The organism is Xanthomonas sp. CFBP 8445, from assembly GCF_025666235.1.
GTDB classification, from domain to species: domain Bacteria; phylum Pseudomonadota; class Gammaproteobacteria; order Xanthomonadales; family Xanthomonadaceae; genus Xanthomonas_A; species Xanthomonas_A indica.
Genome location: NZ_CP102594.1, coordinates 13,325 through 28,284, shown reverse-complemented (window position 1 = coordinate 28,284; position 14,960 = coordinate 13,325). Strand labels below are relative to the sequence as shown.

Below are 14,960 nucleotides of genomic sequence, written 5' to 3'. Positions count from 1 at the left end.
TGCGCTGCTGCGCCTGTGCCGCCAGGACCGCTCAGGGAAGGAGGCGCACGCGCTTCACGAACCGCAACCGCTCGTCCGGGTCCGGACCCGCAATGCGGTCGCCGTTGGCTTCGGTGGCGTACTCCAACGCGACCTGCCTGCCCTTGAGTGCCTTCTTCAACACCGACACCTCGCTTTCTGGGTCGACGACAAACCAGTCGCCACACTCCATCGCGCAATACGCCTCCACCTGCCGCCCATCGGCCGCACGCACGACGATGGTCATGTCGTCGATGCCGCCGCCATCGACCAGCGTGCCGGTGACGGACGCGGCCAGCGCGGTGATCGGCGTGAGAGCGAGCAGGGCGAGCAGCCATCCGGTTTTCATCAGCGTCTCCAAACGCGTGCGAGGGTGGCCCCGTACTGACGGTGCCCGCGCAATGCTGCACGTCGACGACCCACTCAGGGCATGAAATCCCATTGCAACCCGACCGTATAGCTGCGATCCGGACCCGGCTCGTAGTAACGGCCATTGCCGTCGTTGACGATGACCGAACCGATGTAGCGGCGATCGAAGGCGTTGTCGATGCGCGCGAAGGTCCGCAGGGTGCCCTGCGCGGTGGCCCAGCGCCGCGCCGCTTCCAGGTTGAGCACGGCGTAGCCGGGCGCGGCCTCGCTGGCTAGGTCGTTGACCACGGTGTCGCCGGCGGCCACGCCCTCCACCGCGAACTGCCAGGCGCGCGGCTGCCACTGCCAGCGCGCGAACAGTTGCTGGCGCGGCACGCCGGGCAGGCGCGTGCCGGCGGCCACCACCGCGGTGGGCGTGGCGCAGCCGCTGCTGGCGCAGGTCAGGTAGGCCTGGCGCACGGTCGCCTGCAGCCAGGTGTAGGCCAGCTGCAGTTGCGCGCTGTCGCCCAGCGGCAGGGTCAGGCTGGTCTCGGCGCCCTGGCGGCGGGTGCGGCCGATGTTGCGGTAGGTGCTGCGGCCGTTGGTGTTGCTGGCCACCGCCAGTTCGTCGTCGGTGCTGGCGCGGAACAGCGCCGCGTCCCAGCTGGCGCCGGCGGCATTGCGCCACTTCGCGCCCAGTTCCAGGTTCTGGCTGCGCGCAGCGGCCAGGTCCAGGGCCAGGCCGGCGCCGCCGTCGCGGCGGTAGCCCAGCTCGTTGAAGGTCGGGGTCTCGAACCCGCGCCCGGCCGAGGCGTAGAGCCGCAGATCGTCGCTGACGCGGAACACCAGCCCGGCCACCGGCGTGGTCGCGGCATAGTCGGTGCGGCCGCTGTCGTCGGGGTTGCGGCCGACGATGTAGGCGTCGTCCGAGCGGAACCGCACCTGGCTGTGGCGCAGACCGGCCAGCAGCGACCAGCGCTCGGCAAACTGCCACCAGGCCTGGGCGAACTGGTCCACGTTCTCCACCCGGTCCTGCTGGTCGCGGCGCAGCCGGCCCTTCACCCCCAGCGTGCTGCCGACGAAGTTCTCGTAGCCGGTGCGGTGCTGTTGCTGGCGATCGGCATTGGCACCGACGGTGAACTGGAACGGGCGGCCGCCCAGTTCGCCCTGCCAGGCCCAGCGCGCGTCGAGGCCGCCGTAGTCGCCATCCAGGTCGATCACGCCGCCGGCATTGAGCGGGTTGCTCTGCGCGCCCACCGGCACCGACAGGTACTGCTCCACGTCGCGGCGCCCGGCGTAGCCCATCAGCCGCCAGGTCTGCCGGTCCACCTGCTGGGTGAAGATGGCGCCGGCCTGCACCTGGCGGGTGGACTTGCGGGTATCGAACTGGCTGGCCGCGGCGGTGGCCTGGCGCGGGTCGGCGGCGACCTGGGCGCGGCTCAGGCCCAGCGGATCCTGCGCATCGGGCGCCTCCAGTGCGTTGAGCAGTAGGTCCAGGCGCCGCCCCGGTGCCAGGTCGATGCCGATCTTGGCGTTGAAGGTGGTGCGCTGCGCGTGGCTGTGGTCGCGGTAGCCGTCGGTGCTGAAATGGGTGGCGGCCAGGTTGTAGTGGACGTCGCCCTGCTGGCCCAGCGCCTGCGCGCTGAGGGCGGCGGTGCCGTGGCTGCCGATCGCGCTGCGCAGCCGCCACGGATCGTCCGGCTGGCCATCGGCGCTCCACAGCTGCACCACGCCGCCGGAGGAATTGCCGTACAGCGCCGAGAACGGCCCGCGCAGCACCTCGACCCGCTCGCTGCCGAACAGGTTGAAATTGGACAGTTGGCCCTGGCCGTCCGGCATGGTGGCCGGGATGCCGTCGAGCAGCAGGCGCACGCCGCGCACGCCGAACGCCGAGCGCGCGCCGAAGCCGCGGATCGACAGCTGGGTGTCCTGCGCATAGTTCTGGCGGTCGCGCGCGAGCAGGCCGGGCACCCCGGCCAGGGCCTCGGACGCCTGCACGCCGAGGCGGTCGCTATCGCCCAGGCCGGTGGTGGTCAGCGACGCCGGCAGGTCGAAATCGGCCACGCCGCCGACGCGGGCGGCCTGGACCTGCAAGACGGGCAGGGTGGTGGCGGGATCCTCGCCGGGGGCGGCGCGGACCAGGGACGACAGCGCCATGGCGCAGGCCCCGCAAAGCAGGGCGGAGGGGAGGGGAACGGACATGCGCCATCATCGCCCATGTGCCGCCGCCCCGCACCCGGCCAAGCGCGACCGCGTTTGTTAGGATGAGGTGTTTGACCGCGCCGGCTCCGGTCCCCCCGGCCCCCACCTTCGCCACCGAACGAGTACCGCCGTGTCCTTCTTTGCAAACGTGGAACAGGTCCCAGGCGACCCGATCCTGGGCCTGACCGAGGCCTACAACGCCGACTCCCGCCCGACCAAGGTCAACCTGGGCGTGGGCATCTACTACGACGAAAACGGCCGCATCCCGCTGCTGCGCGCCGTGCAGCAGATCGAACAGCAGTTGGCGCAGGAGGCCAAGCCGCGCGGCTACCTGCCGATCGACGGCCTGCCCGCCTACGACCTGGCCACGCAGAAGCTGCTGTTCGGCGCCGAGTCGCCGCTGCTGGCCGCCGGCCGCGTCGCCACCTCGCAGACCGTCGGCGGCAGCGGTGCGCTGCGCGTTGGCGCGGACCTGCTGAAGAAGCTGCTGTCCACCTCGACCATCGCCATCAGCAACCCGAGCTGGGAGAACCACCGCGCGGTGTTCACCGCCGCCGGCTTCGACGTGGTCGACTACACCTATTTCGATCCGGCCAGCCACGGCTTGAACTTCGACGGCATGCTCGCCGACCTACGCGCGCTCGCGCCCGGCAGCGTGGTGCTGCTGCACGCCTGCTGCCACAACCCCACTGGCGCCGACCTGAGCCAGGCGCAGTGGCGCACCGTGGCCGAGCTGCTGAAGGAACGCAACCTGTTCCCGTTCGTGGACATCGCCTACCAGGGCTTCGACAAGGGCATCGACGCCGATGCCTACGCGGTGCGCCTGCTGGCCGAGGTCGGCATCGACAACTACGTGGTTGCCAGTTCCTACTCCAAGTCGTTCTCGCTGTACGGCGAACGCGTCGGCGCGCTGTCGGTGGTCTCGGCCAACGCCGCCGAGAGCAAGGCGGTGCAGTCGCAGGTCAAGCGCATCATCCGCACCATCTACTCCAGCCCGTCCACGCACGGCGCCGCGCTGGTCGCCGGGGTGCTCAACAGCCCGGAACTGCGCGCGATGTGGGAGCAGGAACTGACCGAGATGCGCGAGCGCATCCACGCCCTGCGCGCCGGCATGGTGCAGAAGCTGGCCGCCCTGGGCGCGCCGGAGTTCGGCTTCATCCAGCAGCAGGCCGGCATGTTCTCCTACTCGGGCCTGAGCAAGGCGCAGGTGGACCGGCTGCGCGAGGAGTTCGGCATCTACGCGGTCGGCACCGGCCGCATCTGCGTGGCCGCGCTGAGCCAGAAGAACCTGGACTACGTGACCCAGGCCGTGGCGACCGTGCACAAGGGCTGAGTGCCGCCGGCGAGGCCGCCGCCTGGCGGCCTGATGCAGTCCGGCCAGGACATCGCACCGGGAGCGCGCAAGCCTCCCGGTTTTTTTATGCCCGCCGCCAACGCCGGCGGCTGGGTCGCGCAGGCGGCGCTGTGCCGTGTGGCGCGATCGATCGGGTCGCCGCACGGCATCCTGTGCCACCTGCGCAGGCACGCCAGCGCAGATCACGCCGCATGCCGTTGGAAATGGCCGATCAGCGCCGCGAGGTCCGAGGTCGCCACCCGTGCGGCGACGTAGCCGTCCGGGCGCACCAACAGCCACTCGCCCGGGTACGGTGCGTAGGCGTCGGCGAAGTGGCCGTGCACATCGCGCAGATCCCCGGCCGGACCGATGATGTGCACGTGCAGTCCGCGGCACCCGGGGGCGAGGGCCCGATCGGCGGCATAGCCGAGCAGGGTCCAGTGGGTGCCGCGCAAGACCTCGAACAGCCGCAGCGGCTGCCCGCCCGCACCGCGCAGCGGCGCATCCGGCGCCCGGTCGCCCGGCTGTATCCGGCGCTCGCCCGCGTCGGCCTGCAGCGACAGCGACGAGGCCCGGTACTGCAGGTCGAGCTGCTGCACCTCGCGACCGCGCCGCTGGTCGCCGTGGCGGGCGCGATCGAGCAGCCGCGTGGACAGGCCCAGCATCGCGGCGGCGATCGGCCGCCGCTCCTCCTCGTAGGTATCGAGCAGGGCGGCGGGCGCGCCGCGCAGCACCGCGGCCAGCTTCCAGCCCAGGTTGTACGCATCCTGGGCGCTGGTGTTCAGCCCCTGGCCGCCGGTCGGCGGATGGATGTGCGCCGCATCGCCGACCAGGAACACGCGCCCGGCGCGGTAGCGATCGGCCAAGCGCGCGCTCATCTGATAGGCCGATGCCCAACAGACGCGGTCGATCACCAGGTCGTCGCGGCCGGTGCGCGCGCGCAGCATGGCCGCCAGGCCCGCGACCGACAGGTCCACCTCGCCGTCGCGCGGCACCGGCGCCTGCAGTTGGAACAGCGCCGTGCCCAGCAACGGGCACAGCGAAATGCGCCGCGCGTTGTCGTCCTCGTGGAACGTATGCCAGGCATCACGCGGCAGCCCGTGCAGCACGATGTCGGCGACCACCGCGCGCACGCCCAGGGTCTGGCCGGGAAAGCCGATGCCCAGCATGGGGCGCACCGCGCTGCGGCCGCCGTCGGCGCCGATCAGGTAGCGCGTTGCGATGGTCTGCTCGCCGGCCGGCGTGGCCACGCGTACGGTGACGCCCTCGGCGTCCTGCGCGAAATCGAGCAAGGCATGGCCGAACTCCACCTGGTGCCCCAGTTCCGACAGGCGCGCGCGCAGCGCCGCTTCGGTCAGGAACTGCGGCACCATCAACGGGCTGCGATAGGGTTCGGCCGGGGTGGCGGGACCGCCGTCCACCACGACCGTGTCGACCCAGCTGCCGTCGGCGCGATGGGTGCGCGACACCGGGTAGAGGCCACCGGCGGCGAACAGTCGATGGATCAGGCCCATGTCCTCGAACATCTCCTGGCTGCGTGGCTGGATCCCCTTGCCGCGGGAGCCGGGGAAGGGCTGGTCGCGCTGTTCCAGCAGCCGGAACGCGACCCCGCGGCGGGCCAGTTCGATCGCCAGGGTCAAACCGGCCGCGCCGGCACCGCAGATCACCACCTCGGGGGACATCGTCATCGCTGCAGGCTCCATAAATGTGCAAAATGCACTTAACTGGAGAGGACGATATGCCTGCCGATAAGAGAGTGCAAGATACACATATCTCGCCCGAACTGAAGTCGCTGCACCTGTCCATGGTCAGCATCGCCAGCGTGATGAACCGCCCGCGCAACGACGCGCGGCTGCTGGAAGAAGCCGGCCTGACCCTGGACCAGGCGCTGTTCCGCCTGCTGGTGGTGATCGAGCGATTCGGGCCGATCGGGGTGGTGGACCTGGCCGAGCGCCTGGGCCGCGACTACACGACCATCAGCCGCCAGGTCGCCAAGCTGGCGGCGATGGAGCTGGTCGAACGCCGCGGCAACGCGCAGGACCGGCGCCTGCGCGAGGCCACCGTCACGCCCAAGGGCAAGGAAATGACCGACCGTCTGGATGCGGCACGCGAGCGCATCGGCCGGCGGATCTTCGCCTCCTGGGCACCGCAGGACGTGACGGATCTGGTGCGGCTGATGGCGAAGTTCGCCGCTGCCCTCGAAGCCGGCGAGCGCACGCCATAGCGGCACGCGCGCGTCGGCCGCTACGCGGCGTTTCGACGCGCGTGCAGCGCGGCGCATCGAAATCCGCGGCGCAACCCGCGACAATGGCGGTCCCCTTCTCACGCAAGGCCGCCCTGCCCATGTCGCGAACGTCGCTGACCCGCTTCCTGATCGAAGAACAGCATGCCGGGCGTATCGGCCCGGAACTGCGCCAGCTCATCACGATCGTGTCCCGCGCCTGCAAGCGCATCTCCATCGCGGTCAGCAAGGGCGCCCTTGGCGGCGTGCTCGGCGATGCCGGCACCGGCAACGTGCAGGGCGAAGCGCAGAAGAAGCTGGACGTGCTCAGCAACGACATCCTGCTTGAAGCCAACGCCTGGGGCGGTCACCTCGCCGCCTGCGCCTCGGAAGAAATGGACCACTGCCAGCCGGTGCCCGACAAGTACCCCAGCGGCGATTTCCTGCTGCTGTTCGACCCGCTGGACGGCAGCTCCAACATCGACGTCAACGTCTCGGTCGGCACCATCTTCTCGGTGCTGCGCGCGCCGCCCGGCACCGACAAGCCCGGCGACGAACACTTCCTGCAGCCGGGCACCGCGCAGGTCGCCGCCGGCTACTGCATCTACGGCCCCAGCACGATGCTGGTGCTGACCCTGGGCCACGGCACCCACGCCTTCACCCTGGAGCGCGAGGAGGGCAGCTTCCTGCTGACCCAGGCCGACATGCGCATCCCCGAGGACACCGCCGAGTTCGCGATCAACATGTCCAACCAGCGCCATTGGGAAGCGCCGATGCAGCAGTACGTAGCCGACCTGCTCGCCGGTACCGAAGGCGTGCGCGGCAAGAACTTCAACATGCGCTGGATTGCCAGCATGGTCGCCGACGTGCACCGCATCCTCACCCGCGGCGGCATCTTCATCTACCCCTGGGACAAGAAGGATCCCGGCAAGGCCGGCAAGCTGCGGCTGATGTACGAAGCCAACCCGATGGGCATGCTGGTGGAGCAGGCCGGCGGTGCCGCCAGCACCGGCCGCGCGCGTATCCTCGGCCTGCAGCCGGAGCAACTGCATCAGCGCGTGCCGGTGTTCCTCGGCTCCAAGAACGAAGTGGCCGAGGCGGTGCGGTATCACCTGGAGCACGACAGCCGCCAAGGCTGAATGTGCGGTGGTGCGACGGTCGCGCGTCCGGGCGATCCTGGACGATGGCGGCTGTCGCCAGCGCTGCCGTATAGTCGCTGCCGCAACGCCGACGCATCGCCGCGGTGGTGCAGGGGAAGCCGCCACAGGCGGCGTATTGCGCTTCGGCGAGATCGTCCTGGAACGGCAGCCGTCGCTTCTGGGCGGCGCCTCGGCGCGATGATGTGCGCTATCGCGGTCGCAGCGCCGGTTGCGGTAAAACAACTCAAACAGGGGAAAGTGCGATGAAACATGTCTTCGGACTGCTGCTGCTGCTCGTCTCGGGTGTGGCCTGTGCCGACACCACGCAACAAGGGAAGATCACCCGTGTGGTGGTCGAATCCAGCTACGCCTCGGTCTGGCTGGAGAACCAGCCGACCAACAACGAGTGCGCGTCCGACGGGCGCTGGGTGATCGATTTTTCCGCGGACGCCATCGCCAAGGAAAAGTATTCGGCCATCCTCTCCGCCGCCTCTTCCAGGACCCAGGTCGTGCTGCAGTTCACGACCAGCGAGGGCTGTGGCGGCTTCGGTGCGAAGAAGATCCACTACGTCGACCTGCTGTACTGATCGCACACGCGCGCCGCGCCCTGGCCGGGCGCGCAGCGATGCGGCAGGATGCAGCGACCAAGACGAACAAGGAGGTTCCGATGCGCTGGTGCGTGATGCTGGTGGCGGTGTTATGGAGCGGCCTGCTGTCGGCGGCCGAACCCTTTCGCATGCAGAACCTGATGCTGCTGCAGCCCGACTCGGTGATGCGCGAGCGTGCCGAGCACATCGAAGCGCTGGCGGCGTATGTGAAGGCGCTGAATGCCGCGGCGTCGCGCGAACTGGCGCGGGTCGGCACGCCCCGGCCTGCTGCCGGCTTCGTGGCCGTGGCCGTCCGCCCCGGCGGCCGTTCCAGGATCTGGCTGGATCTGGCACCCGCTCTTCCCGATGCGACGGCGACTGCGCTGACCACGGCACTGGAGCGAGTGCCACCATTCCAGGCCAAGGGCGGCGTGGTGGTGTTCGCGCTCAACGTCACCCTGTGGGACGCGCCGCCGACCGAGCGCCAAGGGCCAGCACCAGCGGCCTGGCAGCGAGCCGCCGAGGGCCAATGGGCGCCGATGGAGATCGGCGACCTGGTCGAGCGGGTCTGGCCAGCGCGTGCGGCGCACTGAAGCCGCCTCTGCGTCTTTGGTTGCATCGTGGCGCACGGCAGGCCGTCCACCCCGACGGGCCCCCCGGATTTGCGCCGACGGCCGTTGGCATATCGGCTTCGGCTCGGCTAAGCATCCAGGCTGCGGTAGGGTAGCGGCAGCCCGGTGACATGCGCCGAGGGCGCCATGCCTGGCGATCGTCGCGTGCACCGGTCGTACCGGGCGGGAGGAAACCCATGAACCAGACCCTCGTCGTGCTGTTCTTCTTCGCCACCGCACCGGTCGCGCTGATGCCTACCGTCATCGCGCTGTTCACCCGCCACCGCTGGCGAAAGCGCATCGTGTTGATCAACCTGGCGCTGTGGACGCTGTTGTTCTTCGCCGCCAGGAGCTTCACCCTGTCCAACTCCAGCCGTTTCGAGTTGCCGACCCTGCTGGCGCTGGCGATGTGGCTGGTGCTGCTGGGCATCGCGATCCGCGGCAACCCGGCGCCGGCCGCCAAGCGCTAGGCGACGGTCGCCGCGGCACATGCTGCGCTAGAGCACGACAGCCAGTGCGCCCGCAGTCCGTCTGTCACCGCTGGGTCGCGATGCAGCCCGCCACGTCCACCTCACCCGGCCTGCACGCAACAGCGACGGCATGCGCATGCGCGACCGGCCACAGTGCGGCCACCCATCGTCCTCACGGAAGCAGCCATGTCCCTGCGCGCCTTCGGCCTGAACTGCACGCTCAAGCGCGGTACCGCGCCCTCGTCCACTCAGCGCCTGCTCGACCAGGTGCTGCAGGCACTGGCGGCGCACGGCGTGCAGGGCGATTCGGCGCGCGTGGCCGACTTTGACGTGCGGCCCGGCGTGCGTGCCGACGAAGGCGAGGGCGATGCCTGGCCGCAGCTGCGCCAGCGCGTGTTGGACGCAGACATCTTCGTGTTGGCCACGCCGATCTGGGTCGGCCATCCGTCGAGCCTGGCGCAGCGCGTGCTGGAGCGCATGGATGCGTTTCTTGGCGAAATCGGCGACGACGGCGTCTATCCGACCTTCAACCGCGTCGCCATGGTCGCGGTGGTGGGCAACGAGGACGGTGCGCACAAGGTCAGCGCCGACCTGTACCAGGGGCTCACCGATTTCGGCTTCAGCGTCGCCGCCGGCAGCCCGCCGTACTGGGTTGGCGAAGCCATGGGCAGCACCGACTACCGGGACCTGAAACAGACACCGAAGGTGCTGGCCGACACCATCACGACCGCCGCCAGCAACGCCGCGCACCTGGCGCGCCTGCTCAAGGCCAATCCGTACCCGCCGCCGCTGGCCTGAGGCGGCCCGCCGCGTCGCCGCGCCGATCGCTGGGGGCCGCTTCGCTGCGGCTGCAACCCTGCGAAATCGCTGGTAAGGTCGCGCGATGTCCGACCCGCATCCCGATTTCATCGAAGTGTTCGAGGGCGCCATGTCCCGCGAGGACTGCGCCGCCATCCTGCGCCGTCTGCGCGGCAGTACCCAGTTGCGGCCCGGCGAAGTCGGCAGCGGCGTGTTTCCCGAGCTCAAGCGCAGCCGCGACCTGCGCATCAGCGGCCTGGAACCGTGGCGCGACGTGGAACAGCGACTGCAGCAGGCCGTGTTCGGCGGGCTGCTGGGCTACCTGCGCAAGTACCCGCAGACCCTGATCTCGCCGCTGATGCTGCAGGTGCCGGGCGCCGACGGCCAGCCGCACCGGCTCAGTGCCGACGACTTCGCCCTGCTCGACGACGCGGCACTGTCCAACCTGGCGCGCACCTGCCTGCGCCCGGGCGCGATCAACCTGCAGTGGTACGAGGCCGGCGAGGGTGGCTATCCGTACTGGCACTGCGAGCTGTATCCGCGCGATCCCGGCGCCGAGACCCTGCACCGGCACCTGTTGTGGACCCTGTACCTCAACGACGATTTCGACGAGGGCGAGACCGAGTTCCTGTTCCAGCGCCGCAAGATCGCCCCGCGCGCCGGCAGCCTGCTGATCGCCCCTACCGCCTTCACCCACACCCACCGCGGCAACCGCCCGCAGCGCGGCGACAAGTTCATCGCCACCAGCTGGATCCTGTTCCAGTCGGCGCAGGCGTTGTACGGCCGGGAGTAGGGGTTCGTCAAAAGCAGGGAGTGGGGATTGGGGATTCGCAAGAGCGGCTTTCTTGGCGGTTGAATTGCAATGGCGGCGGACCGCGGCGTCGCGCCGCTTTTGCGAATCCCGAATCTCAAATCCCGAATCCCTGCTTTCGACGAATCCCCAATCCCGAATCCTCAATCCCCGCTCAAAACAACTCGCCCTGCGGCGATGGCGGGCGCGGCGGCAGCGGTTTGACGAAGTGGCTGCAGTCCAGGCGGCGGCGTGGGGACTCGGCATAGCCCAGCCGCTTGTGCGCCAGGGCGAAGCGCCGCGCCAGCAGGTCGGCGTAGACGCCTTCGCCACGCATGCGCTTGCCGAACGTGCTGTCGTAGTCCTTGCCGCCGCGCAGTTGCTGCACCGTGCTCATCACGTGCGCGGCGCGATCGGGGTGGTGCGCCTGCAACCAGTCGCGGAACAGCGGCGCCACTTCGTGCGGCAGGCGCAGCAGCACGTAGCCGGCAGACTCGGCGCCTGCTTCGCGGGCCGCTTCCAGCACCGCTTCCAGCGCGTGGTCGTTGATCCACGGGATCACCGGCGCCACCATCACCCCGACCGGCACCCCGGCGGCGTGCAGGGTACGCATCGCCCGCAGCCGCGCGTGCGGGGCGGAGGCGCGCGGCTCCAGCCTGGCCGACAGCCGCGGGTCCAGCGAGGTCACCGAGAAGTGCACGCTGACCAGGTTGTCGCGGGCCAGCGGCGCCAGCAGGTCCAGGTCGCGTTCGACCAGCGCGTTCTTGGTGATCAGCGAGAACGGGTGGCGGGTCTCGGCGAAGACCTCGATCAGGCGCCGGGTCAGCTGCAGCTTGCGCTCGATCGGCTGGTAGGCATCGGTGTTGATGCCCAGCGCGATCGGGCTGGGCACGTAGCCGGGCTTGGCCAGCTCGCGGCGCAACAGCTCCGGGGCATTGGTCTTGGCGAACAGCCGCGTCTCGAAGTCCAGCCCCGGCGACAGGTTGAGATAGGCATGGCTGGGGCGGGCGAAGCAGTAGCTGCAGCCGTGCTCGCAGCCGCGGTACGGGTTGACCGATTGCGCGAACCCCACGTCCGGCGACTGGTTGCGGCTGATGATGCTGCGCGCCGTCTCCTCGCTCACCTGGGTGCGCAGGCGCGGGGCGGCGAATTCCTCGCTGTCGTCGGGGTACCAGCCGTCGTCCTCGGCCTGGCTGACGGTCCGTTCGAAGCGGCCGGGCAGGTGGCTGCCGGCGCCGCGGCCCTTGATGGCAGTGCTCATCGGCATAGGCTACGCGCCGAGCGTCTCGGCGGATGCGACGGTGCCTGCCGCTGCGCTGAATGTTTCAGGCCGACGATTGCGGCACGGCCACCTTCTCCGATTGCGCAGGATTGCGCGCTGGCAGCGCAGCAGGTCGACGCTCGCGGTGCCCGGCCGCGATGATGCCGCGCTTGGCCGGGGCCCGGTCCCCGTAGCGCGCGACCAGGTCCCGCAGGTGTCACGCGGCTGCCGCGGGCAGCTGTCATACACCGTGCAGTGCCATGCCGGTTCGCGTCGCCAGTTGCCAGCAGCAAGACAGGCGGCCACCGCGTCGAGCCGGCCGACCGCGACATCCCGCGCCTGCACCGCCTTCGCCGCAACCTCCACGCCACCCTCTAGAATCCGCCGATGCTCGTGATCGCGACTCTGCAGAACACCTGGGACCGGCTGACCGGTATCCCGCACATCGGCGCCTACCTCACCGCCGCCTACCTGCTGTACATCCTGTGGCTGAGCGGCTGGATCGTGCTGCAGAAACGCGAGCCGGCGGCCACGCTGAGCTGGGTGCTGTCGCTGGCCACCTTGCCCTACCTCGGCTTCGTCATCTACTACCTGCTGGGCCCGCAGAAGGTGAAGCGGCAGCGCCTGCGCCGCGGCCGTTCGCGCTCGGGCATGGAGCACTACAGCAGCGTGTGCCCGCCGGACGCCGACTGCACGGAACTGGCCAAGATCGGCCAGGCCACCACCGGGCTGGCGCCCAGCTCGGCCACCGCGGTGCAGTGGCTGGTCGACGGCGCGGCCACCTACGAGGCGATCGTGCGCGACATCGGTGCCGCCCAGCACCACGTGCACCTGGAGTACTACATCTTCAATCCCGACCGCACCGGCACGCGCATCCGCGACGCGCTGGTCGAGCGCGCCCGCGCCGGGGTGCGGGTGCGCCTGCTGCTGGATGCGGTCGGCTCCTCGCAGGTGCGCAAGCGCTTCCTGCGGCCGCTGCTGGAGGCCGGCGCCGAGGTCGCCTGGTTCCATCCCACCCAGTTGCTGCGGCCGTTCAAGTTCAAGCGGCCCTGGGTCAACCTGCGCACCCACCGCAAGATCGTGGTGATCGATGGCCGCATCGCCTTCACCGGCGGCATCAACGTCACCGACGAGGAGAACGAAGCGCTGCGCGCCGATGCCTACCGCGACCTGCACCTGCGCTGCGAAGGCCACGTGGTGCGCAGCCTGCAGCTGGTGTTCGTGGAGGACTGGCTGTACGCCACCCGCCAGGGGCGCGACGCCTTCGACATGGCGCGGATCTGGCCCAGCGACATGCCCAGCCGCGACGCCGGCAGCATCCAGGCGCAGGTGCTGGTGTCGGGGCCGGATTCGTCCTGGGAGAGTATCCACCGCCTGCAGGTCGCGGCGATCTACGAGGCGCAGCGGCGGGTGTGGCTGGTCACGCCGTATTTCGTGCCGGGCGAGGCCGCGCGCATGGCGCTGACCTCGGCGGCGCTGGGCGGGCTGGACGTGCGCCTGCTGGTGCCCAAGCGCAGCGACTCGCGGCTGGTGACGCTGGCCGCGCGCTCGTACTTCGACGAACTGCTGCAGGCCGGCGTGCGGATCTACGAGTACGGCCCGCGCATGCTGCACACCAAGGCGCTGATCACCGACGAGGACCTGTGCCTGGTCGGCAGCGCCAACTTCGACAACCGCAGTTTCCGGCTCAATTTCGAGGTCGCCACGCTGTTCCGCGACCGGGGGCTGACCAGGCAACTGGCCGAGCTGCTGGAAGGGGAGATGGCCGATGCGGTGCGCGTGCGCGACGACCGCAAGCGCTCGCTGTGGCGCTACCGACTGCCGGAGGCGGTGGCGCGGCTGACCTCGCCGCTGCTGTAAGCGCCGCGCCCCGGCGCCGGGGCCGGCGCGCGCCGGCCGCCACGCCACGTGGAACCGGCACGCCCGGCAGCGCTACACTGCGCCATCCTTGGGGAGATCGTCATGTACTGGCTCTTTCTGCCGCTCGCGCTGGGTGCTTTCGTTCTGGCGTTCACGACGCCGCACATGTGGTTGCTGGTGGTGAGCCTGCTGGCCGCGCTGGCCTTTCTGCTGGCCTGGGCGCGCGGCTGGTACGTGGCCAAGATCGGCGACGCCAGCCAGCGCGACGCGATGCCGATGATCGACCCGGCCGAACTGCGCCGGCTGCGCGAGCAGGCCGAGGCGCGCCGCGCCGCGGCCGCCGCCAGCGACGACGCCGCGGCACCGTAAGCGGTTCGCCGGATGACCAAGCTCAGCGTCAACGTCAACAAGATCGCGGTGCTGCGCAATTCGCGCGGCGGCGACCTGCCCAGCGTGCTCGACGCCGCCCGCGCCTGCCTGGACGCCGGCGCGCACGGCATCACCGTGCACCCGCGCCCGGACCGGCGCCACATCCATGCCGAGGACGTACTGGCGCTGGCCGAGCTGACTCGCGAGCGCGGCGTCGAATTCAACATCGAGGGCAACCCGTTCGCGCCGCCGCGGCCCGGTTATCCCGGGCTGATCGCGCTGTGCGCGCAGACGCGTCCGGCGCAGGCCACCCTGGTCCCCGACGGCGACGGCCAACTCACCTCCGACCATGGTTTCGACTTCGGCCGCGACAGCGACCGTCTGCGCCCGCTGATCGCCGAACTGAAGGCCTTGGGCTGCCGGGTCAGCCTGTTCGTCGATGCCGACAACCCCGATCTGGCGGTGGCGGCCGAACTGGGCGCCGACCGCATCGAGTTGTACACCGGTCCCTATGCCGCCGCGTGGGAGCAGGGCGACAGCGCCGCGGCTGCGCCGTTCGCCGCCGCCGCACGCCGCGCGCAAGCCGCCGGACTGGGCGTCAACGCCGGCCACGATCTGGCCCAGGCCAATCTCGGCGCGTTCCTGGCGACGGTCCCGGACGTGCTGGAAGTGTCGATCGGCCACGCGCTGATCGGCGAGGCACTCTACGCCGGGCTCGACGCCACGGTGAAGGCCTATCTGGCGGTGCTGGCCGGCGCACGCTGAGCCAGGCCGACCACGCGAGGCGTGCGCTACCCTGCTGGCCTGCCCGCTGCGCGGACGCGATCGCGTTCTGCAAGACAATAGCGATCAGCGCAGTCCGGTCAGCGTGGGGTTTCCGCTGCCTCCCGCAACAGGGGGACGCGCGTTGCCAGGCGCGACGCCACCGGAACAGTGGCGTCGCATCGCGGGCG

15 protein-coding genes are annotated in these 14,960 nt (G+C 70.3%); 11 read left to right on the top strand and 4 right to left on the bottom strand.

All coding sequences use genetic code 11. From position 1 onward, the window contains the following. Positions 1-31: 31 nt before the first annotated feature. Together NUG21_RS00135 and NUG21_RS00130 are read right to left on the bottom strand one after the other, a co-directional pair. Positions 32-367: a hypothetical protein gene (locus NUG21_RS00135; RefSeq protein WP_263391942.1), complete on the bottom strand. Its 336-nt coding sequence runs from the start codon at positions 365-367 to the stop codon at positions 32-34. Between the two features lie 74 nt (positions 368-441). Beyond that, entirely contained in the window at positions 442-2,523 is a 2,082-nt protein-coding gene (locus NUG21_RS00130) for a TonB-dependent receptor family protein (protein ID WP_263391941.1), read from the bottom strand. A 175-nt stretch (positions 2,524-2,698) separates the two neighbouring features. Between NUG21_RS00130 and NUG21_RS00125 the strand changes: the two genes are divergently transcribed. Further along, positions 2,699-3,901, top strand: a complete 1,203-nt coding sequence (locus tag NUG21_RS00125) for an amino acid aminotransferase (RefSeq protein ID WP_010340653.1) — start codon at positions 2,699-2,701, stop codon at positions 3,899-3,901. A gap of 203 nt (positions 3,902-4,104) precedes the next feature. Here NUG21_RS00125 and NUG21_RS00120 read toward each other — a convergent pair whose 3' ends face one another. Next, complete coding sequence (locus tag NUG21_RS00120; RefSeq protein ID WP_263391940.1) at positions 4,105-5,589, bottom strand: FAD-dependent oxidoreductase; 1,485 nt, start codon at positions 5,587-5,589, stop codon at positions 4,105-4,107. 68 nt (positions 5,590-5,657) lie between these two features. On the opposite strand from NUG21_RS00120, the gene NUG21_RS00115 reads away from it, so the two are divergent. From NUG21_RS00115 to NUG21_RS00085, 7 genes are all read left to right on the top strand, one after another. After that, positions 5,658-6,125, top strand: a complete 468-nt coding sequence (locus tag NUG21_RS00115) for a MarR family winged helix-turn-helix transcriptional regulator (protein ID WP_019797007.1) — start codon at positions 5,658-5,660, stop codon at positions 6,123-6,125. Between the two features lie 119 nt (positions 6,126-6,244). Next, a complete protein-coding gene (locus NUG21_RS00110; RefSeq protein WP_242082615.1) occupies positions 6,245-7,261 on the top strand; it encodes a class 1 fructose-bisphosphatase in 1,017 nt (338 codons plus the stop codon). A 263-nt stretch (positions 7,262-7,524) separates the two neighbouring features. After that, positions 7,525-7,848 (top strand): hypothetical protein, encoded by a 324-nt coding sequence (locus NUG21_RS00105; protein ID WP_019796764.1) that lies wholly within the window; start codon positions 7,525-7,527, stop codon positions 7,846-7,848. An 80-nt stretch (positions 7,849-7,928) separates the two neighbouring features. Then, positions 7,929-8,441 (top strand): hypothetical protein, encoded by a 513-nt coding sequence (locus NUG21_RS00100; RefSeq protein ID WP_263391939.1) that lies wholly within the window; start codon positions 7,929-7,931, stop codon positions 8,439-8,441. Between the two features lie 215 nt (positions 8,442-8,656). Then, the gene (locus NUG21_RS00095; RefSeq protein ID WP_019797179.1) at positions 8,657-8,929 is read left to right on the top strand and encodes a hypothetical protein; all 273 of its coding nucleotides are present in this window, start codon (positions 8,657-8,659) and stop codon (positions 8,927-8,929) included. A 186-nt stretch (positions 8,930-9,115) separates the two neighbouring features. Continuing rightward, positions 9,116-9,727, top strand: coding sequence for a flavodoxin family protein (locus NUG21_RS00090; protein WP_019797178.1), 612 nt, complete (start codon positions 9,116-9,118; stop codon positions 9,725-9,727). Positions 9,728-9,812: 85 nt separating this feature from the next. Beyond that, positions 9,813-10,520, top strand: a complete 708-nt coding sequence (locus NUG21_RS00085) for a 2OG-Fe(II) oxygenase (protein WP_184502720.1) — start codon at positions 9,813-9,815, stop codon at positions 10,518-10,520. Between the two features lie 172 nt (positions 10,521-10,692). Here NUG21_RS00085 and NUG21_RS00080 read toward each other — a convergent pair whose 3' ends face one another. Next, positions 10,693-11,778 (bottom strand): PA0069 family radical SAM protein, encoded by a 1,086-nt coding sequence (locus tag NUG21_RS00080; RefSeq protein ID WP_263391938.1) that lies wholly within the window; start codon positions 11,776-11,778, stop codon positions 10,693-10,695. A 387-nt stretch (positions 11,779-12,165) separates the two neighbouring features. Between NUG21_RS00080 and cls the strand changes: the two genes are divergently transcribed. The 3 genes from cls to NUG21_RS00065 all read left to right on the top strand — a co-directional run bounded on the left by cls (position 12,166) and on the right by NUG21_RS00065 (position 14,772). Then, positions 12,166-13,638 carry a cardiolipin synthase gene (gene cls / locus NUG21_RS00075; RefSeq protein ID WP_263391937.1) on the top strand — a complete coding sequence of 491 codons (1,473 nt, stop codon included), beginning with the start codon at positions 12,166-12,168 and terminating at the stop codon, positions 13,636-13,638. 102 nt (positions 13,639-13,740) lie between these two features. Further along, entirely contained in the window at positions 13,741-14,007 is a 267-nt protein-coding gene (locus NUG21_RS00070) for a hypothetical protein (RefSeq protein ID WP_010340662.1), read from the top strand. 12 nt (positions 14,008-14,019) lie between these two features. Beyond that, on the top strand, positions 14,020-14,772 hold the full coding sequence (locus NUG21_RS00065) for a pyridoxine 5'-phosphate synthase (RefSeq protein ID WP_263391936.1): 753 nt from the start codon (positions 14,020-14,022) through the stop codon (positions 14,770-14,772). Positions 14,773-14,960 lie beyond the last annotated feature (188 nt).

Bases quoted from the DNA above. Each gene is read 5' to 3' on its own strand.
- NUG21_RS00130 (WP_263391941.1), bottom strand. From the start codon at position 2,523: ATGGCGCTGTCGTCCCTGGTCCGCGCCGCCCCCGGCGAGGATCCCGCC.
- NUG21_RS00095 (WP_019797179.1), top strand. From the start codon at position 8,657: ATGAACCAGACCCTCGTCGTGCTGTTCTTCTTCGCCACCGCACCGGTC.
- cls (WP_263391937.1), top strand. From the start codon at position 12,166: ATGCTCGTGATCGCGACTCTGCAGAACACCTGGGACCGGCTGACCGGT.
- NUG21_RS00110 (WP_242082615.1), top strand. From the start codon at position 6,245: ATGTCGCGAACGTCGCTGACCCGCTTCCTGATCGAAGAACAGCATGCC.
- NUG21_RS00100 (WP_263391939.1), top strand. From the start codon at position 7,929: ATGCGCTGGTGCGTGATGCTGGTGGCGGTGTTATGGAGCGGCCTGCTG.
- NUG21_RS00090 (WP_019797178.1), top strand. From the start codon at position 9,116: ATGTCCCTGCGCGCCTTCGGCCTGAACTGCACGCTCAAGCGCGGTACC.
- NUG21_RS00065 (WP_263391936.1), top strand. From the start codon at position 14,020: ATGACCAAGCTCAGCGTCAACGTCAACAAGATCGCGGTGCTGCGCAAT.
- NUG21_RS00105 (WP_019796764.1), top strand. From the start codon at position 7,525: ATGAAACATGTCTTCGGACTGCTGCTGCTGCTCGTCTCGGGTGTGGCC.
- NUG21_RS00070 (WP_010340662.1), top strand. From the start codon at position 13,741: ATGTACTGGCTCTTTCTGCCGCTCGCGCTGGGTGCTTTCGTTCTGGCG.
- NUG21_RS00085 (WP_184502720.1), top strand. From the start codon at position 9,813: ATGTCCGACCCGCATCCCGATTTCATCGAAGTGTTCGAGGGCGCCATG.
- NUG21_RS00120 (WP_263391940.1), bottom strand. From the start codon at position 5,589: ATGACGATGTCCCCCGAGGTGGTGATCTGCGGTGCCGGCGCGGCCGGT.
- NUG21_RS00080 (WP_263391938.1), bottom strand. From the start codon at position 11,778: ATGAGCACTGCCATCAAGGGCCGCGGCGCCGGCAGCCACCTGCCCGGC.
- NUG21_RS00135 (WP_263391942.1), bottom strand. From the start codon at position 367: ATGAAAACCGGATGGCTGCTCGCCCTGCTCGCTCTCACGCCGATCACC.